Source organism: Microlunatus sagamiharensis (assembly GCF_900105785.1).
GTDB classification, from domain to species: domain Bacteria; phylum Actinomycetota; class Actinomycetes; order Propionibacteriales; family Propionibacteriaceae; genus Microlunatus; species Microlunatus sagamiharensis.
In genome coordinates this window covers 3,111,526-3,134,129 of sequence record NZ_LT629799.1, presented here as the reverse complement: position 1 = coordinate 3,134,129, position 22,604 = coordinate 3,111,526, and the positions used below count along the sequence as shown (strand labels likewise).

At 71.1% G+C, this 22,604-nt stretch carries 18 protein-coding genes and 1 tRNA gene; 15 read left to right on the top strand and 4 right to left on the bottom strand.

Going from position 1 to position 22,604, the window contains the following annotated elements:
* Positions 1 to 8: 8 nt before the first annotated feature.
* The 8 genes from BLU42_RS14450 to BLU42_RS14415 all read left to right on the top strand — a co-directional run bounded on the left by BLU42_RS14450 (position 9) and on the right by BLU42_RS14415 (position 6,802).
* Positions 9 to 1,280, top strand: a complete 1,272-nt coding sequence (locus BLU42_RS14450) for an aminotransferase class I/II-fold pyridoxal phosphate-dependent enzyme (protein ID WP_091075689.1) — start codon at positions 9 to 11, stop codon at positions 1,278 to 1,280.
* Positions 1,281 to 1,555: 275 nt separating this feature from the next.
* Positions 1,556 to 1,628 (top strand) — tRNA-Trp (locus tag BLU42_RS14445).
* A gap of 30 nt (positions 1,629 to 1,658) precedes the next feature.
* Positions 1,659 to 2,090: a preprotein translocase subunit SecE gene (gene secE / locus BLU42_RS21460; protein WP_231918169.1), complete on the top strand. Its 432-nt coding sequence runs from the start codon at positions 1,659 to 1,661 to the stop codon at positions 2,088 to 2,090.
* A 36-nt stretch (positions 2,091 to 2,126) separates the two neighbouring features.
* On the top strand, positions 2,127 to 3,017 hold the full coding sequence (gene nusG / locus BLU42_RS14435) for a transcription termination/antitermination protein NusG (RefSeq protein WP_091075687.1): 891 nt from the start codon (positions 2,127 to 2,129) through the stop codon (positions 3,015 to 3,017).
* A 72-nt stretch (positions 3,018 to 3,089) separates the two neighbouring features.
* On the top strand, positions 3,090 to 3,521 hold the full coding sequence (gene rplK, locus BLU42_RS14430; protein WP_091075684.1) for a 50S ribosomal protein L11: 432 nt from the start codon (positions 3,090 to 3,092) through the stop codon (positions 3,519 to 3,521).
* A gap of 233 nt (positions 3,522 to 3,754) precedes the next feature.
* Positions 3,755 to 4,459, top strand: a complete 705-nt coding sequence (rplA, locus tag BLU42_RS14425; protein ID WP_091075682.1) for a 50S ribosomal protein L1 — start codon at positions 3,755 to 3,757, stop codon at positions 4,457 to 4,459.
* 47 nt (positions 4,460 to 4,506) lie between these two features.
* Complete coding sequence (locus BLU42_RS14420) at positions 4,507 to 5,319, top strand: hypothetical protein (RefSeq protein ID WP_091075680.1); 813 nt, start codon at positions 4,507 to 4,509, stop codon at positions 5,317 to 5,319.
* Between the two features lie 49 nt (positions 5,320 to 5,368).
* Positions 5,369 to 6,802: an MFS transporter gene (locus tag BLU42_RS14415; protein WP_231918168.1), complete on the top strand. Its 1,434-nt coding sequence runs from the start codon at positions 5,369 to 5,371 to the stop codon at positions 6,800 to 6,802.
* On the opposite strand, the gene BLU42_RS14410 is transcribed toward BLU42_RS14415, so the two are convergent.
* On the bottom strand, positions 6,760 to 7,299 hold the full coding sequence (locus BLU42_RS14410) for a GNAT family N-acetyltransferase (RefSeq protein ID WP_091075678.1): 540 nt from the start codon (positions 7,297 to 7,299) through the stop codon (positions 6,760 to 6,762). The genes BLU42_RS14415 and BLU42_RS14410 overlap by 43 nt on opposite strands.
* Before the next feature lie 34 nt (positions 7,300 to 7,333).
* On the bottom strand, positions 7,334 to 7,918 hold the full coding sequence (locus BLU42_RS14405; RefSeq protein WP_197680448.1) for a C40 family peptidase: 585 nt from the start codon (positions 7,916 to 7,918) through the stop codon (positions 7,334 to 7,336).
* 417 nt (positions 7,919 to 8,335) lie between these two features.
* On the opposite strand from BLU42_RS14405, the gene rplJ reads away from it, so the two are divergent.
* The 7 genes from rplJ to BLU42_RS14370 all read left to right on the top strand — a co-directional run bounded on the left by rplJ (position 8,336) and on the right by BLU42_RS14370 (position 20,604).
* On the top strand, positions 8,336 to 9,010 hold the full coding sequence (gene rplJ, locus BLU42_RS14400) for a 50S ribosomal protein L10 (protein WP_091075676.1): 675 nt from the start codon (positions 8,336 to 8,338) through the stop codon (positions 9,008 to 9,010).
* Positions 9,011 to 9,025: 15 nt separating this feature from the next.
* Entirely contained in the window at positions 9,026 to 9,418 is a 393-nt protein-coding gene (rplL, locus tag BLU42_RS14395) for a 50S ribosomal protein L7/L12 (protein ID WP_091075675.1), read from the top strand.
* 436 nt (positions 9,419 to 9,854) lie between these two features.
* Positions 9,855 to 13,340 carry a DNA-directed RNA polymerase subunit beta gene (rpoB, locus tag BLU42_RS14390; protein ID WP_157719981.1) on the top strand — a complete coding sequence of 1,162 codons (3,486 nt, stop codon included), beginning with the start codon at positions 9,855 to 9,857 and terminating at the stop codon, positions 13,338 to 13,340.
* Between the two features lie 109 nt (positions 13,341 to 13,449).
* Positions 13,450 to 17,304, top strand: coding sequence for a DNA-directed RNA polymerase subunit beta' (locus BLU42_RS14385; protein WP_091075671.1), 3,855 nt, complete (start codon positions 13,450 to 13,452; stop codon positions 17,302 to 17,304).
* Positions 17,305 to 17,542: 238 nt separating this feature from the next.
* A complete protein-coding gene (locus BLU42_RS14380; protein WP_091075669.1) occupies positions 17,543 to 19,558 on the top strand; it encodes a PPC domain-containing protein in 2,016 nt (671 codons plus the stop codon).
* A 77-nt stretch (positions 19,559 to 19,635) separates the two neighbouring features.
* A complete protein-coding gene (locus BLU42_RS14375; RefSeq protein WP_091075665.1) occupies positions 19,636 to 20,085 on the top strand; it encodes a hypothetical protein in 450 nt (149 codons plus the stop codon).
* Positions 20,086 to 20,148: 63 nt separating this feature from the next.
* Positions 20,149 to 20,604, top strand: coding sequence for a hypothetical protein (locus BLU42_RS14370; RefSeq protein ID WP_157719980.1), 456 nt, complete (start codon positions 20,149 to 20,151; stop codon positions 20,602 to 20,604).
* Positions 20,605 to 20,627: 23 nt separating this feature from the next.
* Here BLU42_RS14370 and BLU42_RS14365 read toward each other — a convergent pair whose 3' ends face one another.
* Together BLU42_RS14365 and BLU42_RS14360 are read right to left on the bottom strand one after the other, a co-directional pair.
* Positions 20,628 to 21,428, bottom strand: a complete 801-nt coding sequence (locus tag BLU42_RS14365) for an ABC transporter permease (protein ID WP_091075658.1) — start codon at positions 21,426 to 21,428, stop codon at positions 20,628 to 20,630.
* On the bottom strand, positions 21,425 to 22,447 hold the full coding sequence (locus BLU42_RS14360) for an ATP-binding cassette domain-containing protein (RefSeq protein WP_091075655.1): 1,023 nt from the start codon (positions 22,445 to 22,447) through the stop codon (positions 21,425 to 21,427). The genes BLU42_RS14365 and BLU42_RS14360 overlap by 4 nt, the downstream gene beginning before the upstream one ends.
* Positions 22,448 to 22,604 lie beyond the last annotated feature (157 nt).

Genomic DNA, 22,604 nt, shown 5'->3' with positions numbered 1-22,604 from the left:
TCGAGGCCATGCGCCTGTCCGAGCTGTCCCGAGACGAGCTGGTCGCCCTCCGCACCGAGTCGCAGACGGCGTACGACGCCCTCCTCGAGCGCGGCCTCAAGCTCGACCTCACGCGCGGCAAGCCCTCGGCGGCGCAGCTGGACCTGTCGAACGAGCTGCTCGAGCTGCCGGGCGCCGGGCGCTACACCGACGCCGCCGGCGTCGACTGCCGCAACTACGGCGGCACGCAGGGCCTCACCGAGGTCCGCGAGATCTTCGCGCCGCTGCTGGGCGTCCCGGCCGCGCAGCTCGTGGCGGGCGACAACGCGAGCCTGTCGATCATGCACGACGCGCTCGTCTTCAGCCTCCTGAAGGGCACCACCGACGGGCCCCGCTGGGTCGACCAGCCGGTCAAGTTCCTGTGCCCGGTGCCGGGGTACGACCGGCACTTCGCGCTGTGCGAGGCGTACGGCATCGAGATGGTCCCGGTCGACCTCGGGCCGCACGGGCCCGACCTCGACCAGGTCCGCGCCCTCGTCGCCGACGACCCGAGCGTCAAGGGGATGTGGGTCGTGCCGACCTACGCCAACCCCGACGGCGCGGTCTACTCCGAGGAGGTCACCCGCGCGCTCGTCGAGATGGAGACCGCGGCCCCGGACTTCCGGATCTTCTGGGACAACGCCTACGCCGTCCACCACCTCACCGAGGACGAGCGCCCGGCGATCGACGTGCTCGGGCTCGCCGAGGCGGCGGGGCACCCGGACCGCGTCTTCGTCTTCGCCTCGAGCTCCAAGATCACCTTCGCCGGGGCGGGTGTCTCGTTCTTCGGCAGCAGCCCGGCCAACGTCGCCTGGTACCTCGGCCACCTCGCCGTGCGGACCATCGGCCCCGACAAGCTCAACCACCTGCGCCACGCGCTCTACCTGCGCGACGCCGAGGGCGTGCGCCGCCTGATGCGCGCGCACCGCGAGATCCTGCGGCCCAAGTTCGACCAGGTCGCCGAGATCCTCACCAGGCGCCTCGGCGAGCACGAGCTGGCCTCGTGGACCGACCCCGAGGGCGGCTACTTCATCAGCCTCGACGTGCCCGACGGCACCGCCTCGCGCGTCGTGGCCCTGGCCAAGCAGGCCGGCATCGCCATGACCGCCGCCGGCGCCGCCTTCCCGTACGGCCGCGACCCCCGCGACCGCAACATCCGCATCGCCCCGTCGATGCCGGCCCCCGCCGACGTCGCCGCCGCGATCGACGGCCTGGCCACCTGCGTGCTCCTCGCCGCCGCCGAGCAGCGGTTGGGGGAGTAGGGCCGCCTCTCGGCTGACCAGGGCGCGCACGCCGTGGTCCCAGCCTCAGCCGGACCAGGCGCCCCTGCCTGGACGAGGAGCGCGTGACGACCTTCCGTCTCACGGGCGACGAGGAAGGCAGGGGACCAGAGCCGGGTCCGGGTCCGGGCGGAGCGAGGACCGAAGACGCAGTTCGCTCCGGCCGTGCCGCTGGACTACACTCGACTCTTGGCGTTCCACCCCTGCCCCGCCGTGCCCGCAACCCGGGCCCGGAGGTCGCGAGGACGGGATGCCGAAGGGCAATAGCTCAACTGGCAGAGCATCGGTCTCCAAAACCGAAGGTTGGGGGTTCAAGTCCCTCTTGCCCTGCGAACGCGAACGAGACGACCGGGAGGACACGTGGCAGACAAGGACGAGGCGGTGCCCTCGGGCCCGTCGTCGGACGACGCCGACCTCCCGGCCGAGCTCGCCGAGCCCGACCCGTCGGGCTCCGAGCGGGTCGCGTCCGACGACCTCGAGCCCGCCGAGCTCGAGACCGCCGGTGTGGGTGCGGCGGGCGCAGGCGCGTCCTCCTCGCTGACCCGCAAGTCCGGCCCGACGCCGAAGGGCACGCCGACCGCCAAGCGGGACGCGGCCCCGGAGGAGCGGCGGACCACCCCCGCGGCCTTCGTCCGGCAGTCCGTCGGCGAGCTGCGCAAGGTCGTCTACCCGACCGGTCAGCAGCTCGGCAACTACTTCCTGGTCGTGCTGGTCTTCGTGCTCTTCATCATCGCGTACGTGAGCCTGCTCGACCTGGGCATCGGCAAGCTGGTCTTCGCGATCTTCAGCTGAGCCCGCCCGCACCCGAAACACCTGGAGACGACTGACGTGCCCGACACCTTCGACGACGACACACGCCCTGAGGCGGGGTCGACGGAAGGCTCTGCCCTGAACAGCGACGCCGCTCCGGAGAGCGACACCGACTTCGACATCGACTTCGGCCCCACCACCTCCTCCTCGAGCACCGAGGACGACGTCGACATCGACCTCGACTTCGGCGGCCCCACGAGCACGGAGGAGGCGGAGTCCGACGGCGACATCGACCTCGACTTCGGTGCCAAGCCGGAGGCCGAGGACGACGAGGACGGGTCCGACGACGAGGGGCAGGACGCTGGCGCGGCCGCGCTCGAGACCTTCCGCACGGAGCTGCGCTCCAAGTTCGGTGACTGGTACGTCGTGCACACGTACTCCGGCATGGAGAACCGCGTGCAGCAGAACCTCGAGAACCGCGTGACCTCCCTGAACATGGAGGACTACATCTTCGAGATCGTGGTCCCCACCGAAGAGGTCACCGAGATCCGCAACGGCCAGCGCAAGCAGGTCCGTCGCACCGTGCTCCCCGGCTACGTGCTGGTGCGGATGGACCTGACCGACGAGTCCTGGTCGACCGTGCGTCACACGCCGTCGGTCACCGGCTTCGTGGGTCACTCCAACTCGCCCGTGCCGCTGAGCCTGGACGAGGTCGAGAAGATGCTGGCCCCGTCCGTCGTCGCGGCCGCGAACGCCGCCTCCGACGCCCCGACCAAGCGCAAGAAGAAGGTCGAGGTCGCCGACTTCGCGGTCGGGGACTCCGTGATGGTCGTGGACGGTCCGTTCGCGGGTGTGCACGCCACCATCACCGAGATCAACGTCAACAACCAGCGTCTCAAGGCCCTGGTCGAGATCCTCGGTCGCGAGACCCCGGTCGACCTGACCTTCCCGCAGATCCAGAAGATCTAGCCTCCGGCCCCGGGCCCGTCCCGGGGCACCAGGCAGCACAGGCACCAACCCACCCACGAAGGACCCACAGCAATGCCTCCCAAGAAGAAGGTCGCCGCGCTCGTCAAGGTCGCGCTGAACGCCGGTTCCGCGACCCCCGCGCCGCCCGTCGGTACGGCCCTCGGCCCGCACGGCGTCAACATCATGGAGTTCGTCAAGGCGTACAACGCCGCGACGGAAGCCCAGCGTGGCACCGTGATCCCGGTCGAGATCACGATCTACGAGGACCGCTCGTTCACGTTCATCACCAAGACCCCGCCGGCCGCGGAGCTCATCAAGAAGGCCGCCGGGATCGCCAAGGGCTCGGGCGTGCCGCAGACCGACAAGGTCGGCAAGCTCACCCGTGAGCAGGTCCGCGAGATCGCGAACACCAAGCTCCCGGACCTGAACGCGAACGACGTCGACGCCGCCATGAAGATCGTCGAGGGCACCGCCCGCTCGATGGGCGTCACCGTCGCTGAGTAGTCTGCGCCCGCTCGCAGGCTCGCGGATCGCGCTCGGATCACCTTGACCCGGTGACTTGACGAGCTCGGGGTGAACGAAAAGCGTGTTCACCCCTCCCTCGCCAAGACACCGGAGGTGATCCTCGGTGCCGGTCCGGATCGCACGAAGCCCCGTCGCGGGTTGAGCACGACCACCACGAAAAACCTGGGAGAGCGCGCAGCTCGTACCAGAACTGGCCAGTGAAAGGACCAGGCATGAAGCGCAGCAAGAACTACAACGCCGTCGCCGAGCAGGTCGACGCCGACAAGCTGTACGGCCCGGGCGAGGCCCTCGACTTCGCGAAGGCGAACGTCAAGGCGAAGTTCGACGAGACCGTCGACGTGTCCATGCGCCTCGGGGTCGACCCCCGCAAGGCCGACCAGATGGTCCGCGGCACCGTCAACCTGCCCAACGGCACCGGCAAGACCGCCCGCGTCCTGGTCTTCGCGACCGGTGACCGTGCGCAGCAGGCGCTCGACGCGGGCGCCGACGAGGTCGGCTCGGACGACCTGATCGCCAAGGTCGCCGGCGGCTACCTCGACTTCGACTCCGTCGTCGCCACCCCGGACCTCATGGGCAAGGTCGGTCGTCTCGGCCGCGTCCTCGGCCCGCGCGGCCTGATGCCCAACCCGAAGACCGGCACCGTGACCGTCGACGTGGCCAAGGCCGTGACCGACATCAAGGGCGGCAAGATCGAGTTCCGCGTCGACCGTCACGCCAACCTGCACTTCATCATCGGCAAGGCGTCGTTCTCCAGCGAGCAGCTGCAGCAGAACTACTACGCCGCGCTCGACGAGGTGCTCCGGCTCAAGCCGAGCGCGTCCAAGGGCCGCTACCTCAAGAAGATCACCTTCTCCACGACGATGGGCCCGGGCATCCCGGTCGACCCGAACCGTGTGAAGGCCGACGCGGAGCAGTAGACCGCTCCCGCCGACCCCGTCGCCGCAGTGACCGGAGGCCGCGTCCCGTGCTCGCACTGAGCTGGGTCGCGGCCTTCGTCGCGCTCCTGGGGTACGGCGTCGGCTCCGTCCTCCAGTCGGTCGGCGCCAACCGGACGGCCGAGGCCACCGGGCTGGTGGGGGTCGCCCGGATCCTGCGGCAGCTGCCGTACCTCGTGGGCCTCGGGCTCGACGGCGTCGGGTTCCTGGGCAACGTCGTCGCCCTGCAGCGGCTCCCGCTGTTCCTCGTGCAGTCGGTCCTCGTCGGCAGCGTCGGGGTCACGGCCGTGATCGCCGCGCTCCGCGGGCAGCGGCTCGGTTGGCGCGACTGGGCCTCGCTCGCCGCCCTCGGCGCCGGGCTGGTGCTGCTGTGCGTCACCGCCGACCCGCGTCCCGCCGCGCCGCTGCTGCCGGCGGGGCAGTGGGTCCTGCTGGGCGCGACCGTCGTGCCCGTCGCCGTGGGCCTCGTCGGGCTGCGGCTGCGGGGCAAGACGGCCGCCGTCGTCCTCGCGGCCGCGGCCGGGCTCGCCTGGACCGGGGTCGCGCTCGCCTCCCGGGCCTTCTCGGCCGAGCCCTTCGCGTGGTCGGCCCTGGCGCACCCGCTGGTCTGGACGGTGGTCGTGCAGGGCGTGCTGGGCACGGTCTTCTTCGCCCTCGCCCTGCAGCGCGGCGACGTCACCACGGTCACGGCGGTGACCTTCATGCTCGAGCTGCTCGTGCCGTCCCTGCTCGGCGTCGTCCTGTTCGGGGACGGCGTGCTCCCCGGGCAGCTGCCGGTCGCCGGCCTCGGCTTCGTGCTGGCCGTGGCCGGTACGGTCTGGATCGTCAGGTTCGCCGAGTAGGCGCGGGGCCCGCCGCGCCGGCACCGGTGGGCCGGGGGGTGGCAGGGACGTGGCCGGGACCGTACGGCTGGGGACGGCCCAGGGCCGGTGGGTGCTGGCGGCGACGATCGCCGGCTCGGGGATGGCCTTCCTGGACGCCACGGTGGTCAACGTCGCGCTGGCCCGCATCGGGCAGGACTTCGACGCCGGCTTCACCGCGCTGCAGTGGATCACCAACGCCTACACGCTCACCCTCGCGGCGCTGATCCTCCTCGGCGGCGTGCTGGGCGACCGGCTCGGGCGGCGCCGCGTCTTCCTGCTCGGCGTCGTGTGGTTCGCGGTGGCGTCGGCGCTGTGCGCGGCCGGCCCGTCGGCGGGCTTCCTCATCGGTGCGCGCGCCCTGCAGGGCGTGGGCGCCGCGCTCCTGACGCCGGGCAGCCTCGCAATCCTCTCCTCGGCCTTCGTGCCCGCCGACCAGCCGCGGGCCGTGGGCATGTGGGCGGGCCTCAGCGGGCTCTCCGGTGCGGTCGGGCCGTTCCTGGGCGGTTGGCTGGTCGCGCTGGACTGGCGCCTGGTCTTCCTGGTCAACCTGCCGGTCGCCGCGGTCGTGCTGCTGGGCACCGTGCGCCACGTGCCCGAGTCGCGCGACAGCCTCGACGCGACCGGGCGGCTCGACCTGCTCGGCACGCTCGCGGTGGTCGTCAGCCTCTCCGGGCTGACCTGGTCGCTCACCGAGGCGGGCAGCCGCGGCTGGACCGCGCCGGTCGTCGCGGCCGGGGTCGTCGGCGTCGTGGCCGGTGCGCTCTTCGTCGTCGTCGAGGACCGCAGCGCCCACCCCCTGGTCCCGCTGCGGATCTTCCGCGACCGGGTCTTCAGCGCGACGAACGTCGCCACCTTCTTCATCTACGGCGGCCTGGGCGTCTACGGCTTCCTGGTCGTGCTGCAGCTGCAGGTCGTGGCCGGCTGGTCGCCGATCGCCGCCGGCACCGCGATGCTGCCGGCCACCGTACTGATGCTGCTGCTGTCCTCGCGGACGGGGGCGCTCGCGGTGAGGACGGGCCCCCGGGTCCTCATGGGCGCAGGCAGCCTGCTCGCCGCGGCGTCCTTCGCCCTGGCCGCGCGGATCGGGCCGGACGCGCGCTGGGTCACCGACCTCGCGCCGTCGGCGGTGCTGCTCGGGCTCGGGCTGTCGCTCGCGGTCGCCCCGCTGACCGCGACCGTCCTCGCCGCCGCGCCCGAGCAGCTGTCGGGGGCGGCCTCGGGGGTGAACAACGCGGTCGCGCGGACGGCGGGCCTGCTGGCCGTCGCCGTGATCCCGGCCGTGGCGGGCCTGTCGACCGCGAGCACCGAGGACCCCGCCGCGCTGGAGCGCGGCTTCCCGACCGCGATGCTCGCAGGCGCCGTCGCGCTGCTCGTGGGTGCCGGCGTCAGCTGGTTCGGTCTCGGTCGCGGCGCGCGGGTTCAGCGGGCCAGCGACGCCAGCGCCGAGCCCGTCAGCCGGTAGGTGCGCCACTCCTCGAGCGGGATGGCGCCGATGCGGCGGTAGAAGCCGATCGCCGGCTCGTTCCAGGTGAGGACCGACCAGTCGACCCGGGCGTAGCCGCGCTCGGTGGCGGTGCGGGCGAGCGCGGTGAGGAGCGCGCGCCCGGCCCCGCTGCCGCGGTGGGCCGGGCGCACGTACAGGTCCTCGAGGTAGATCCCGTGCACGCCCTCCCAGGTGGAGAAGTTCAGGAACCACAGGGCGAAGCCGACCGTGGTCGGTGCGGTGTCCTCGCCCGGCACCTCGGCGACCAGCAGGTACGCCGCCGCGTGCCCGTCGGGCGCGGCGCCCTCGAAGAGCGCCCGGTGCAGCTGCTCCGGGGTGATGCGGGCCTGGTCGGCCGCCCGCTCGTACTCGGCGAGCTCACGGACCATCGCCACGACGGTCTCGACGTCGGCGGAGCGTCCCTCACGGACGGTGGCGGTCGGTCCGAAGGGGGCGGCGGAGTGCTGGGCGGTCATGGCCGTACTGTGCCCGGCCAGCCCGCGCGGGTGCTCAGCCGGGTCGGCGGGCGGTCTTGAACGGCATGTACTTCATCTTGATGTAGCTCACCTTCGAGCCGGGCTTCGGCGCGTGGATGACCTTGCCGTCGCCGGCGTAGATGCCGACGTGGGAGGTGCCGGAGTAGAAGAAGACGAGGTCGCCCTTGCGGAGCTGCGACTTCTTGACCTTCTTGCCCTTCGTGGACTGCCCCTTCGCGCTGTGGGGCAGCTTCTTGCCCGCCGAGCCCCAGGCCTTCATGGTCAGGCCCGAGCAGTCCCAGCGGTTGGGCCCGGCGGCGCCGTACTTGTACTTGTCGCCGAGCTGCTTCTTCGCGTACGCCAGGGCCTTGTCGCCGCGGGTCTTCGCCTTCTTCTTCTTGGCGGCTGCCTTCTTCGCCGTCGACGCCTTGGCCGTGGACGCCTTGGCCGTCGTCGTCGCCGGGGCGGCGGCCGGTGCGGCGGTGCCGGTGATGACGGCGGCGCTGGGCGCCGGGGCCGGGTCGTCCGCCGACGCGGCGGGGGCGGTACCGGCCAGGAGGCCGACGGACATCGCCAGCGCGACCAGGCCGGTCGCGATGCGGGAAGACTGAACCTTCACGAAGAACTCCTTTGGTCTTGATCAGGGCCGGACGTTATCAACCCGAGATACGTCTGTGAAGTCGTCGTGATTCAGCCCACTGTTACCGTGATCGCGCCGTGATATCCGGTTCGGGTCGAAAGAATCGGCGCTCCGGTGAGCGGCGGCGACCTCGTGCGGTGGAGCGCGACCGGTGGATTTGGGTGTGCGGTGACGGTCCGCGTACGATGAGCGACGCCGAAGACCGCTGGTCGGCGCCGCCCCACGGGCGGTGCCCGAAGAGCCCGTCAGGGTGGCCCGCGCAGGTGAGACCGATCAGCAGGACCACGCCCTCGTGGCGTGACCGCTGCCCGCCTCGCTGCGCGTGACCACCCCGCGCCGGGTCCAGCTCCTTCGGAAGCGCTACAGCCGTAGTGCGTGACGAAGTGGAGGAGACCCATGGCGAGGCCGGACAAGGCAGCCGCGGTCGCTGAGCTCACCCAGAAGTTCCAGGGCTCGCAGGGCGCCGTGCTGACCGAGTACCGCGGACTCACCGTGAAGGCGCTGAAGGACCTGCGCCGTTCGCTCGGTGACGACGCCACCTACGCCGTGTCGAAGAACACGCTCACCACGATCGCCGCCCGCAACGCCGGAGTCCCCGGCGTCGAGGAGCACCTCAGCGGGCCCACGGCGATCGCCTTCATCGAGGGCGACGCCGTCGCCGTCGCGAAGGGGCTGCGTGACTTCGCGCGGGCCAACCCGCTCCTGATCATCAAGGGTGGCGTCCTGGACGGAAAGTCCATGACGTCCGACGAGTTCCGCAAGCTGGCCGACCTGGAGTCCCGCGAGGTCCTCCTGGCCAAGGTCGCCGGTGGCATGCAGGGCGTCCTGCAGCAGGCCATCGGTCTCGTCTCCGCCCCGCTCTCCCAGGCCGCCCGACTGCTGGCGGCGCTGGAGCAGGCCGCCACCGAGAACCCGGCGGTCATCGCCGGGGCCGGGACGCCCGCCGCGAGCACCGACCAGGAGCCCGACACCACCGGTCCCGTCTCTGACGAGACCGACTCCGCAGCAGCCGCTGCACCCCAGGCGGAGGACTCCGCCGAGACGGCAGCTCCTGCTGCGGACAACAACTAAGAAGGGACTGCCACCATGGCGAAGCTCAGCACCGCCGAGCTCCTCGACGCGTTCAAGGAGCTCACCCTCATCGAGCTCAGCGAGTTCGTGAAGGAGTTCGAGACCACGTTCGGCGTCACCGCCGCCGCTCCGGTCGCCGTCGCGGCGGCCCCGGCCGCCGGTGGCGGCGACGGCGCCGCTGCCGAGGAGGAGGCCTCCGACGAGGTCGACGTCATCCTCGAGTCGGCCGGCGACAAGAAGATCCAGGTCATCAAGGAGGTGCGCACCCTCACCAGCCTCGGTCTCAAGGAGGCCAAGGACCTGGTCGAGGCCGCGCCGAAGGCCGTCCTGGAGAAGGTCAACAAGGAGACCGCCGACAAGGCGAAGGCCGCCCTCGAGGCTGCCGGCGCCAAGGTCTCCTACAAGTGATCTGAGGCCTGCCCCGCGGACCCGCCACGGCGGAGTCCGTACGGGCAGGCCGCTCCTCCTGCCGCGGGGGAGCGCCGCACGACACCGAGGCCCGGTCCCCGTCCGCGGGGGCCGGGCCTCGTCGCGTCCCCGTCGTGCGCGCCGGGAGGACGACACGCGCAGGGTCGGACCCCGTGTTTTCGCGTCACTCCTTGTCAGCCGGCCTCCCGGCGGTATGCTCTTCCCCGAGCCGCGCAGTTTGCGTGGTTCGGTTTGGCCTGCTCCCGTTCCTTGACCGGACCGGTTGTAGCGGCTAACCTTGGGGTTTGCCCTCGCCATCTTGTCGACCCGGATCACCCTTCGGGTCACTTGCCGTGCGCGCGGGCAGCAGCTCACCAGCTAACAAGAGCTGAGACACAGCTCGACAGCACCCGAGTGCCTCGGAAGGACACAGCAGTTGGCCGCCTCGCGCACCGCCTCGAAGAACATCAACCCGGTCATCTCGACCACCGGCCGGATCTCGTTCGCGAAGATCGCCGAACCCATGGAAGTCCCCGACCTGCTGGACCTGCAGGTCGACGCGTTCGACTGGCTGGTCGGCAACGCCGACTGGCGCGAGCGGGTTGACGCCGCCCTGGCCGAGGGCAAGACCGACGTGAACACCAAGTCCGGGCTGGAGGAGATCTTCGAGGAGATCTCCCCGATCGAGGACTTCAGCGGCACCATGTCGCTGTCCTTCCGCGACCACCGCTTCGAGCCCCCGAAGAACTCGGTCGACGAGTGCAAGGAGCGCGACGTCACGTACGCCGCCCCGCTCTTCGTCACCGCCGAGTTCATGAACAACGAGACCGGCGAGATCAAGAGCCAGACGGTCTTCATGGGCGACTTCCCGCTCATGACCGACAAGGGCACCTTCGTCATCAACGGCACCGAGCGCGTCGTGGTCTCCCAGCTCGTCCGCTCGCCGGGCGTCTACTTCGAGCAGACCACCGACAAGACCTCGGACAAGGACATCTTCACCTGCAAGATGATCCCGAGCCGCGGCGCCTGGCTCGAGTTCGAGATCGACAAGCGCGACATGGTCGGCGTCCGCCTCGACCGCAAGCGCAAGCAGAACGTCACCGTCCTGCTCAAGGCGCTCGGCTGGACCGACGCGCAGATCCTCGAGGAGTTCGGCGAGTACGAGTCCATGCGGCTCACCCTCGAGAAGGACCACGTCACCACCCAGGACGAGGCGCTCCTCGACATCTACCGCAAGCTGCGCCCGGGCGAGCCGCCGACGCGCGAGGCCGCGCAGGCGCTGCTGGAGAACTACTACTTCAACCCGAAGCGCTACGACCTCGCCAAGGTCGGCCGGTACAAGATCAACAAGAAGCTCGGCCTGGACGCGCCCTTCGACCAGCAGGTGCTGCGGACCGAGGACATCGTCGCCGCCATCCGCTTCATCGTGGCGCTGCACGAGGGCAAGGAGATGCTCGACTCCCCGCGCGGCGACCTGCTGGTGGAGGAGGACGACATCGACCACTTCGGCAACCGTCGCCTCCGCACCGTCGGCGAGCTCATCCAGAACCAGCTTCGCACCGGCCTCGGCCGCATGGAGCGCGTGGTGCGCGACCGGATGACGACCCAGGACGTCGAGGCGATCACGCCGCAGACCCTGATCAACATCCGCCCGGTCGTCGCGGCGCTGAAGGAGTTCTTCGGCACCTCGCAGCTGAGCCAGTTCATGGACCAGACCAACCCGGTCGCCGGCCTGACGCACAAGCGGCGTCTGAACGCCCTCGGCCCGGGTGGTCTGTCGCGCGACCGCGCCGGCATGGAGGTCCGTGACGTCCACCCGTCGCACTACGGCCGCATGTGCCCGATCGAGACGCCCGAGGGCCCGAACATCGGCCTCATCGGCTCGCTCGCGTCCTTCGCGCGGGTCAACGCGTTCGGGTTCGTCGAGACGCCCTACCGCAAGGTCGTCGAGGGTCAGGTCACCGACCAGATCGACTACCTGACCGCCGACGTCGAGGACCGCTACACGATCGCCCAGGCGAACGCCGCCCTCACCGAGGACGGGCACTTCGCCGAGGAGCGCGTCCTCGCCCGCCGCCGCAAGGCCGACCCGGACACCGTGCCGGCCAACGACATCCAGTACATGGACGTCTCGCCGCGCCAGATGGTGTCGGTCGCCACCGCGATGATCCCGTTCCTCGAGCACGACGACGCGTCGCGTGCCCTGATGGGCGCGAACATGCAGCGCCAGGCCGTGCCGCTGCTCCGCTCCGAGGCCCCCTTCGTGGGCACCGGCATGGAGTACCGCGGGGCCGTCGACGCCGGTGACGTCACCACCGCCAAGAAGGCCGGCGTCGTCACCTCGGTGTCGGCCGACCTGGTCGAGGTCGCCGAGGACGAGGGCAGCTACACCACGTACCGCCTGAGCAAGTTCAAGCGGTCCAACCAGGGCACCTGCATCAACCAGCGTCCGCTGGTGAGCGAGGGCCAGCGCGTCGAGAAGGGTTCGCCGCTCGCCGACGGGCCCTGCACCGACGGCGCGGAGATGGCGCTCGGGCGCAACATGCTCGTGGCGTTCATGCCGTGGGAGGGCCACAACTACGAGGACGCGATCATCCTCAGCCAGCGTGTCGTGCAGGAGGACATGCTGACCTCGATCCACATCGAGGAGCACGAGGTCGACGCGCGCGACACCAAGCTGGGGGCGGAGGAGATCACCCGCGACATCCCCAACGTCAGCGAGGAGATGCTCGCCGACCTCGACGAGCGCGGCATCATCCGCATCGGTGCCGAGGTCTCGACCGGCGACATCCTCGTCGGCAAGGTCACGCCCAAGGGTGAGACCGAGCTGACGCCGGAGGAGCGGCTGCTCCGCGCGATCTTCGGCGAGAAGGCGCGCGAGGTCCGCGACACCTCCCTCAAGGTGCCCCACGGCGAGTCCGGCACCGTCATCGGCGTCCGGGTCTTCGACCGCGACTCCGACGACGAGCTGGCCCCCGGGGTCAACCAGCTGGTCCGGGTGTACGTCGCCCAGAAGCGCAAGGTGCAGGACGGCGACAAGCTCGCCGGCCGTCACGGCAACAAGGGCGTCATCTCCAAGATCCTGCCCGTCGAGGACATGCCGTTCCTCGAGGACGGGACGCCGGTCGACATCGTGCTCAACCCGCTCGGCGTGCCGAGCCGGATGAACGTCGGCCAGGTCCTCGAGACCCACCTCGGCTGGCTCGGCAAGACCGGCTGGGACCTCGAGGGCGTCGAGGGCGAGTGGGCGGCGCGCCTGCGCGACGTCGGCGTCGGCCACGTGGAGGCCAACTCGCGTCTCGCGACGCCGGTCTTCGACGGCGCGACGGAGGAGGAGATCACCGGTCTGCTCTCCCAGACGCTGCCGACCCGCGACGGCGACCGCCTCGTGAACGGCGACGGCAAGGCGCACCTGTTCGACGGTCGCTCCGGGGAGCCCTTCCCCGACCCGGTCGGCGTGGGCTATATCTACATGCTCAAGCTCCACCACCTGGTCGACGACAAGATCCACGCGCGCTCGACCGGCCCGTACTCGATGATCACGCAGCAGCCGCTGGGTGGTAAGGCGCAGTTCGGTGGCCAGCGGTTCGGCGAGATGGAGGTCTGGGCCCTCGAGGCGTACGGCGCGGCCTGGGCCCTGCAGGAGCTGCTCACCATCAAGTCCGACGACGTGCCGGGCCGCGTGAAGGTGTACGAGGCCATCGTCAAGGGCGAGAACATCCCCGAGCCCGGGATCCCGGAGTCCTTCAAGGTGCTGGTGAAGGAGATGAAGTCCCTCTGCCTGAACGTGGAGGTGCTCTCCTCCGACGGCACCGAGGTCGAGCTCCGCGACTCCGAGGACGACTACCGCAGCAGCGAGGACTTCGGCATCGACCTGTCCCGCCGCCCGGGTGAGGGCTTCGGGGCCGTCGAAGAAGTCTGAGGTCTCGTCCTCCGGCCGGTCCCGGCTCAGCCCGGGACCGGCCGGGGGACCACCCCAGTCGCACCACCTGTGAATCACCGCGCGTAACGAAAGAAGAGAGAAACCCAACGTGCTCGATGTGAACTTCTTCGACGAGATCCGGATCGGCCTCGCCACCGCCGACGAGATCCGTCAGTGGTCGCACGGCGAGGTGAAGAAGCCCGAGACCATCAACTACCGCACGCTCAAGCCGGAGCGCGACGGTCTGTTCTGCGAGAAGATCTTCGGTCCCACGCGGGACTGGGAGTGCTACTGCGGCAAGTACAAGCGGGTCCGCTTCAAGGGCATCATCTGCGAGCGCTGCGGCGTCGAGGTGACCCGGAGCAAGGTCCGTCGCGAGCGCATGGGCCACATCGAGCTGGCCGCGCCCGTCACGCACATCTGGTACTTCAAGGGCGTCCCGTCGCGCCTGGGCTACCTGCTCGACATCGCCCCGAAGGACCTCGAGAAGGTCATCTACTTCGCGGCGTACATGATCACCTCGGTCGACGACGAGGCGCGCCACCGCGACCTGTCCTCGCTCGAGGCCCGGATCGACGTCGAGCGCAAGCAGCTCGAGGGCCGTCGGGACTCCGACATCGAGAACCGGATGAAGAAGCTCGAGGAGGACACCGCCGCGCTCGAGGCCGAGGGCGCCAAGTCCGACGCCAAGCGCAAGGTCCGCGAGGGCGCCGAGCGCGAGGTCAAGCAGCTGCGCGACCGTGCGCAGCGCGAGCTCGACCGCCTCGACGCGGTGTGGAGCCGGTTCAAGAACCTCAAGGTCCAGGACCTCGAAGGCGACGAGATCCTCTACCGCGAGATGAAGAACCGCTTCGGCAAGTACTTCGCCGGCTCCATGGGTGCCGACGCGATCCAGAAGCGGCTCGACACCTTCGACCTCGAGGCCGAGGCCACCGAGCTCAAGGACACGATCGTCACCGGCAAGGGCCAGCGCAAGACGCGCGCCCTCAAGCGGCTCAAGGTCGTCTCCGCGTTCCTCTCCACGAAGAACAGCCCGACGTGCATGGTCCTGGACGCCGTCCCGGTCATCCCGCCGGACCTGCGTCCGATGGTGCAGCTCGACGGTGGCCGCTTCGCGACCTCCGACCTGAACGACCTGTACCGCCGCGTCATCAACCGCAACAACCGCCTGAAGCGGCTGCTCGACCTCGGTGCGCCCGAGATCATCGTCAACAACGAGAAGCGGATGCTCCAGGAGGCCGTCGACTCGCTGTTCGACAACGGCCGTCGTGGCCGTCCGGTCACCGGCCCGGGCAACCGGCCGCTGAAGTCGATCTCGGACATGCTCAAGGGCAAGCAGGGCCGGTTCCGCCAGAACCTGCTCGGCAAGCGCGTCGACTACTCCGGCCGTTCGGTCATCGTGGTCGGCCCGCAGCTCAAGCTGCACCAGTGCGGCCTGCCCAAGGCGATGGCGCTCGAGCTGTTCAAGCCGTTCGTCATGAAGCGCCTCGACGACCTCAACCACGCGCAGAACATCAAGTCCGCCAAGCGCATGGTCGAGCGCCAGCGTCCCGTCGTCTGGGACGTGCTCGAGGAGGTCATCACCGAGCACCCGGTCCTGCTGAACCGGGCGCCCACGCTGCACCGCCTCGGCATCCAGGCCTTCGAGCCGCAGCTGATCGAGGGCAAGGCCATCCAGATCCACCCGCTCGTCTGCACCGCGTTCAACGCGGACTTCGACGGTGACCAGATGGCCGTGCACCTGCCGCTGTCGGCGGAGGCGCAGGCCGAGGCCCGCATCCTCATGCTGTCGACCAACAACATCCTCAAGCCGGCCGACGGCCGGCCGGTCACCATGCCCACCCAGGACATGATCATCGGGATGTACTACCTGACGATGCAGAACGACGGCGTCGCCGGGGAGGGTCGTGCGTTCGGCTCGGTGTCGGAGGCGCTCATGGCCTTCGACCGCGGCGAGCTGAGCGTCCAGGCGAAGATCAAGCTGCGCCTCGAGGGCATCCGTCCGCCGGCCGGCTTCGAGCTCAACGAGCGCGGTTCGATCACGCTCGAGACGACGCTGGGTCGCGCGCTGTTCAACGAGGCGCTGCCGGCCGACTACGCCTTCGTGGACTACGAGGTGGGCAAGAAGCAGCTCGGCCAGATCGTCAACGACCTGGCGGAGCGCTACCCCAAGGTCCAGGTCGCCAACTGCCTCGACGCGCTCAAGGACCTCGGGTTCCACTGGGCCACGCGCTCGGGCGTCACCGTCTCCATCGGCGACGTCGAGACCCCGCCCAACAAGGCGGAGCTCCTGGCCGGCTACGAGGACCGGGCGAGCAAGATCGACCGGCAGTACGAGCGCGGTCTGATCACCGAGGACGAGCGTCGCCAGGAGCTCATCGAGATCTGGACCGACGCGACCTCGCGGCTCGGCGCGGCGATGGAGGCCAACTTCTCCAAGACCAACCCGATCTACATGATGGTCCACTCCGGTGCCCGCGGGAACATGGTGCAGATGCGCCAGATCGCCGCCATGCGTGGCCTCGTGGTGAACCCGAAGGGCGAGATCATCGCCCGCCCGATCAAGTCGAACTTCCGTGAGGGCCTCTCGGTCCTGGAGTACTTCATCTCCACCCACGGTGGTCGCAAGGGTCAGGCGGACACCGCCCTCCGCACGGCCGACTCCGGCTACCTGACGCGTCGTCTGGTGGACGTGAGCCAGGACGTCATCATCCGCGAGGAGGACTGCGGGACCGAGCGCGGCCTGACCAAGGTCATCGCCACGCAGGAGGGCGAGCGCCTGGTCGCCGACGAGCACGTCGAGACCGCGGTGTACGCCCGCACGCTCGCCACCGACGTCCTCGACGCCGACGGCACCGTGCTGCTGCCGGCCGGGGTCGACCTGGGTGACGTGAACATCGCCACCCTGATCGGGCACGGGGTCAAGCAGGTGCGGGTGCGCAGCGTCCTGACCTGCGAGGCCGTGACCGGCACGTGCGCCATGTGCTACGGCCGCTCCCTGGCGACGGGCAAGCTCGTCGACGTGGGCGAGGCCGTCGGCATCGTCGCCGCGCAGTCGATCGGCGAGCCCGGCACCCAGCTCACGATGCGCACCTTCCACACCGGTGGTGTGGCCGGTGACGACATCACGCAGGGTCTGCCGCGTGTCGTCGAGCTCTTCGAGGCCCGCCAGCCCAAGGGCAAGGCGCCGATCTCGGAGGCCGCCGGTCGCGTGGCCGTCGAGGACGCCGACCGCTCGCGCAAGGTCGTCGTCACCCCCGACGACGGCTCCGAGCCGACCGAGTTCGTCGTCAGCCGCCGCTCGCGGCTGCTCGTCGAGGACGGCGACCACGTCGAGGTGGGCCAGCAGCTCACCGCCGGCACGCCAGACCCGCAGGACGTCCTGCGGATCCTCGGTGTGCGCCGGGTCCAGGAGCACCTGGTCGACGAGGTGCAGTCGGTCTACCGGACGCAGGGTGCGCCGATCCACGACAAGCACATCGAGATCATCATCCGGCAGATGCTGCGCCGGGTGACGGTGATCGAGTCGGGGAACTCCAACCTGCTCACCGGTGACCTGGTCGACCGGCGCGCCTACGAAGCCGCCAACCGCCAGGTCGTGTCCGAGGGCGGCACCCCCGCCTCCGGCCGTCCGGTGCTCATGGGGATCACGAAGGCCTCGCTGGCCACCGAGTCGTGGCTCTCGGCCGCCTCCTTCCAGGAGACGACCAAGGTCCTCACCGACGCGGCGATCAACGGCAAGTCCGACAGCCTCGTCGGCCTGAAGGAGAACGTCATCCTCGGCAAGCTGATCCCGGCCGGCACCGGCCTGGACCGCTACCGCAACATCCGGGTCGAGCCGACGGAGGAGGCGAAGGCGCAGGCGTACTCGATGGTCGGGTACGACACCTTCGACTACGACTTCGGCCAGGGTTCGGGTGCCGCGGTGCCGCTCGAGGAGTTCGACCTGGGCGACTACCGCTAGTCGGTCCCACCACCGATCCGCTCGCTGGATCGGCACGACTGATCCGCAGGGCGGGTCCGGCTCCGGCCGGGCCCGCCCTGCGGCGTCTCCAGGGGTGCTCACCCAGCCCTGGATCACTGTCCGATAACAAATTACGGGTTGAGCCCGAAATGCGGGACACGAGCACTCTCAGGACTTCCTCAGCCCGTACGGTTCGCTCGCAGCGGGCCGAGCGCGTCCGCGCTGACGGGGAGCTCACGTGTCGAAGCGGATCGTCCGACGTGTCCTGGTACCGGTCCTCGGGGGGCTCCTGGTGGTCGGGGCGGCCTTCTCGGGGCCGACGGCGAGCCAGGCGGCACCGCCGACCGCGTCGCGGGCGGAGCAGCTGCGGGCGGCCCAGGACGCGGCCCTGCAGGCGGGGCTCCAGGTGGCCCCCAAGGGTCTGCCCTCGGCCCGGCGCAGCGCCACGCTCGACCCCGACCCCGCGCTCTCGACCCTGCCCTCGCTGCGGCGCGCCGACTACAGCGGCTGGCGCACGCGCGACGCCGCCCAGGCGGAGGCGCGCGCCGGGAGCCGGGCGCAAGCCCGGGTGGGCCGCACCGGCCGGGCGAGCGCGAAGGTCCTCGACCACCCCGAGACCGAGCCGGCCTCGCGGCCCGGCTCGAACGACACCCGGGCGACGGCGGAGAAGGTGGGTGCCTTCGGCACGGGCAAGGGCGACCGTGCCGCGGTGGCCATCACGGGGGCGATCTCCGGCTACGAGGTGGCGGCTCGCGCCCTGCCCGCGGTGCAGGAGGACGACGGCCAGCTCAGCCTCGCCACGCCGACCGGCATCCGCGGGACCGGCCGCGTCCGGGGCACGGGGGTGCTCGGCGACGGCCCGCACGGCACCGAGCCGGGGGCCGACGGCAACAACGACTACGACTTCTACTCGCTCGCGGCCTCTGCGGGCGAGCGGATCACCATCAGCACGGCCGGCAGCGAGGTCGACACGGTCGTCGCCCTCTACGACCCCTACGGCACCGTCCTGGCCGTGAACGACGAGGCCGTGGCGGGCACGACCGACAGCCTCCTCACCTACGCCGTCACCAAGCCGGGCACCTACTACGCGCTGGTCGCCGGCTTCGCCCCCTCGGGCGGGCTGCCGCCCGACCCGGAGGACTCCGGCAGCGGCTTCGGTGACGCCAGCACCGGGCGCTACGCGCTCGACATCAGCGCGGTGAAGTTGGACACCGACTACTACCGGCTGGACCTGGCCGCCGGGGACGTGATCGGGGCGACGGCCACCAGCGGAGCCACGACGCTGCGCGTCGTCCGGCCCGACGGCACGGCGATGGTCGGGGCGAGCGGGTCGGACCTCTCCGGCCTCTACCCGGAGGAGTCGCCGCTGCCGCGCGGCGGGAACGTCTCGATCGCCTACGTCGCCGAGCGGGCGGGCGCGTACGCGCTCCAGGTCGACGGGCCGCCCGGGACGTACGCCGTCCGCGTGGAGGCCTACCGCCCGGGCACCGAGGGCCGCGGCGCCACGCGGACGCAGACGATCCTGCTCGACCTCGACGGCGGCACGGTCGACACCACCGACCTGGGCGGCCCGGGGGAGCGGAGGCTCTCCCCGCTGCGCGACTTCCTCCCGGCCTGGGGCCTGAAGGCGTCGCAGGAGAAGGCGCTGCGGGACCGGGTCGTCGCGGCGATGAAGGTGAACCTGCGCCGCGACCTGGCCGCCCGGGGCCTCAACAAGCGCCTCGCCGTCGACGTCACGACCAAGGCGACCGGGTCGACGGCCTGGGGCCGCCCGGACGTGTCGCGGGTCGTCATCGGTGGCACGACCGCCGAGGCCGGCATCGACACGATCGGCATCTCCTCGACGATCGACCCCGGCAACTACAGCCACACCGACACCGCGCTCGTGCTGCTGGACACCCTCGCCAGCCCGGACACCGACAACGAGGCCTCGCTGAACCACTACCTGCGCCCCGGCAGCGACCGGCTCGACTTCGTCGCGCAGGCGATCGCCAACGTGGCCTCGCACGAGGTCGGGCACTACGTCGGCAACTTCCACACCGACGGCCAGGACTCCACGCACACGCTGATGGACGAGGGCGGGTCGAACTTCGGCGCCAACCTCTACGGCGTCGGCCGCGACGGCGTGGGCGGCACGAGGGACGACGAGGACGTCCGGTTCCGCACCGACGCCTACTCCCGGCTGGAGACCTACTCCGGGCAGGAGAACACGCTGAACGTCTCCGCGTGGGCGTTCGTGCGGCCGCAGGGCTGAGCCGGCGAGCGGCCGATGACCACGCCGGCGCCGGGCCGGGCTTGCCCGGGCCAGGGCCGGTGGCGTAGGAGTGGGACGTGCCCGTCGCCGAGCTGCTGTGGCACCTGCTGGGCAACTGGTCGGGAACGGAGGAGCAGCAGGCGTCGCCCTTCGCCCCGGCGGCCCGGACACGGGCGATGATGACCTTCAAGCAGGACCTGGCGGGCACGGCCGTCGTCCAGGACTACCGGCAGGTCCGCGACGACGGGGCCGAGCTCTCGGCCCACGGCGTCCTCCTGGCCGATCCCGAGGCGCCCGCCGGGCTCCTGTGGTGGCTGTTCGACACCACGGCCCAGGTGCCGCCGGTCGCCCGCGGCACGTGGGACGCGGGCCGCCTCGCGCTGGTGAGGACGACGGTCCGGGGGAGCGCGCACCACCTCTTCGCCCTCGAGGGCGAGCAGCTCGCGTACGCCGTCGACCTCGAGCTGACCGGGCAGCCGCGCACGCCCTTCCTGCGCGGGCGCTACGCCCGGGTCAGCGGCCACTAAGGGCTGACCCGCGTCATCCTGCGGGTGGACGCCGTGCGGAGTCGGCGTCCGTAGCGTCGTGACGTGCCCCAGCCGCCCGCCTCTTCGTCGACCCCGCCCCCGTCCTCGGCCCCGGAGCAGCAGGAGTGGCGCCGACTGCTCCTGGCCCCGGCCGCACTCCTCGGCCTCGGCTGGACGTGCGTGGTGCCGGTGCTCACGCTGAGGGCGGTCCTGGAGACGGCCGTCTTCTTCGGGGAGCAGCCCGACGCCGCCGACCGGGCCGCGCAGCACCACGACCTCGGCGTCGCCGTCGGGGTCAGCGCGGCGGTCGTCGTCGTCGGCCTGGTCCTGGCGGTCCAGGCGCGCAGCAACGCCGCCGCCACCGTGTTCGCCCTGCTCGGGCTGCCCACCCTCGTCCTCGCGCTGCTCTGGCTGGGGACGGTGCCCGCACCGGCGCCGGGAGCGCCCGTCCGGTCCGAGACCCACCAGGGCGCCTGCCAGGAGCACAGCGGCGGCGACACCCGCTGCCCCGGAGGCTGAGCGGGGCCGGCTCGGGAGCCGGCTCAGCGGCTGGCGGCCCGGCGGTACTGCAGGTTCGTCAGCGGCACGAAGACGGCGAGGATGATGACGACCCAGACGAGCGTGTACAGCGCCGGGTGCTGCAGCGGCCAGGCGTCGCTCGGGGCGACGAGGGCCGTGTTCCCGAACAGCTCCCGCGCGGCCTGCGTGATCGCCGAGACCGGGTTCCACTCGGCGAAGACCCGCAGCGGCCCGGGCAGCGACTCCAGCGGCACGAAGGTGTTGGCGAGGAACGTCAGCGGGAAGATCACGATGAACGACGCCTGGTTGAGGACCTCGACGCTCGGGATGAGCAGCCCGACCCACGCCATCACCCACGAGATGGCGTACGCGAAGAGCAGCAGCAGCACGTAGCCGTCGAGCGCCTCGAGGACCGAGGTGTGGATGCGCCACCCGACGAGGAGCCCGGTCAGCGACATCACGACCAGGACGATGACGTTGTTGATCACGTCGGAGAGCGTGCGGCCGGTGAGCACGGCCGACGGCGCCATCGGCAGCGACCGGAAGCGGTCGACGATGCCCTTCTGGACGTCGTCGGCCAGGCCGGCGCCGGTCGTCGTCGCGCCGAAGATGACGGTCTGGGCGAAGATGCCGGCCATCAGGAACTCGCGGTACTGCTGGGGGTCACCGCCGGCGATCGCACCGCCGAAGACGTAGGCGAAGAGCAGCACGAACATGATCGGCGACAGCGTCGTGAACACGAGCAGCTCGGGGACGCGCTTGATCTTGATGAGGTTGCGGCGGGCGACGACGAAGCTGTCCCCGACGGTGGTGGCGAGGCTCATCGGTCTCCTCCAACCCGTCGGGCGGACCGCCCGGACGGTGCGGGCTCGTCGGGCGGCTCCGGCTCCGGGCTGGCCCCGTCGGTGCTGGCGTGCCCGGTGAGGGTCAGGAAGACCTCGTCGAGCGTCGGGCGGCGCAGCCCGACGTCCTCGAGGTCGATGCCGGCGTCGGCCAGCCGGCGCAGCGCCTCGGCGAGGGAACCCGCCCCGCCCGCGACCGGCACGACGACCGAGCGGGTGCCGGTGTCGGCCTCGGGCTCGCCGGAGGCCAGGTCGGCGAGCGCGGCCACCGCGGCGCCGACCTGGGTCGCGTCGCGCACCGTCAGCTCGACGCGCTCGCCGCCGATCTGCGCCTTCAGCTCCCGGGAGGTGCCCCGCGCGATGACGCGGCCGCGGTCGATCACCGCGATCTCGTCGGCCAGGCGGTCGGCCTCCTCGAGGTACTGCGTGGTCAGCAGCAGCGTGGTGCCGCCCGCCACGAGCGAGGAGATGACCTCCCACATGTCGAGCCGGGCGCGGGGGTCGAGCCCCGTCGTCGGCTCGTCGAGGAACATCACCTCCGGGTCGGCGACCAGGGCGCCGGCGAGGTCGAGCCGTCGTCGCATGCCGCCCGAGTAGGTCTTCGCCGGTCGGTTGGCCGCCTCGGTCAGGGAGAACTGCTCGAGCAGCTCGCGGGCCCGCTCGCGGCTGCGCCGCCGGCCCAGGTGGTAGAGCCGGCCGACCATCTCGAGGTTCTCGTAGCCCGTGAGGTACTCGTCGACGGCGGCGTACTGGCCCGAGAGCCCGATGCGGCTGCGGACGGCGGCGGGATCGGCCAGCACGTCGACGCCGGCCACCCGCGCGCTCCCGCCGTCGGGCTGCAGGAGCGTGGTCAGCACGCGCACGGTGGTGGTCTTGCCGGCCCCGTTGGGGCCGAGCAGGCCCAGCACGGTCCCGCGCGGGACCGCGAGGTCGACGCCGTCGAGCGCCACCACGTCCTTGTAGCGCTTGGTCAGGCCGACCGCCTCGATGCCCAGGTCCATGCCGCGCACGCTAGCCCGCCCTCCTGACAGATCCTGGTCCTCCGGTGCCCGCACGCCCTCACGACCCGGCGCGGGCCGCCGGCTCATCGGGGTCCTGCGCGCCGGGTCGTCGCGCCACGTCGGGAAACCGGGGTGCGTACGGGCCCGGGTCCACTAG

Excerpts from the sequence above, each read along its gene's own strand:
- BLU42_RS14410 (WP_091075678.1), bottom strand. The coding sequence starts at position 7,299 with ATGACCGCCCAGCACTCCGCCGCCCCCTTCGGACCGACCGCCACCGTC.
- rplK (WP_091075684.1), top strand. The coding sequence starts at position 3,090 with ATGCCTCCCAAGAAGAAGGTCGCCGCGCTCGTCAAGGTCGCGCTGAAC.
- BLU42_RS14360 (WP_091075655.1), bottom strand. The coding sequence starts at position 22,447 with ATGGACCTGGGCATCGAGGCGGTCGGCCTGACCAAGCGCTACAAGGAC.
- rplL (WP_091075675.1), top strand. The coding sequence starts at position 9,026 with ATGGCGAAGCTCAGCACCGCCGAGCTCCTCGACGCGTTCAAGGAGCTC.
- BLU42_RS14450 (WP_091075689.1), top strand. The coding sequence starts at position 9 with ATGCGCCTGTCCGAGCTGTCCCGAGACGAGCTGGTCGCCCTCCGCACC.
- rplJ (WP_091075676.1), top strand. The coding sequence starts at position 8,336 with ATGGCGAGGCCGGACAAGGCAGCCGCGGTCGCTGAGCTCACCCAGAAG.
- rplA (WP_091075682.1), top strand. The coding sequence starts at position 3,755 with ATGAAGCGCAGCAAGAACTACAACGCCGTCGCCGAGCAGGTCGACGCC.
- BLU42_RS14365 (WP_091075658.1), bottom strand. The coding sequence starts at position 21,428 with ATGAGCCTCGCCACCACCGTCGGGGACAGCTTCGTCGTCGCCCGCCGC.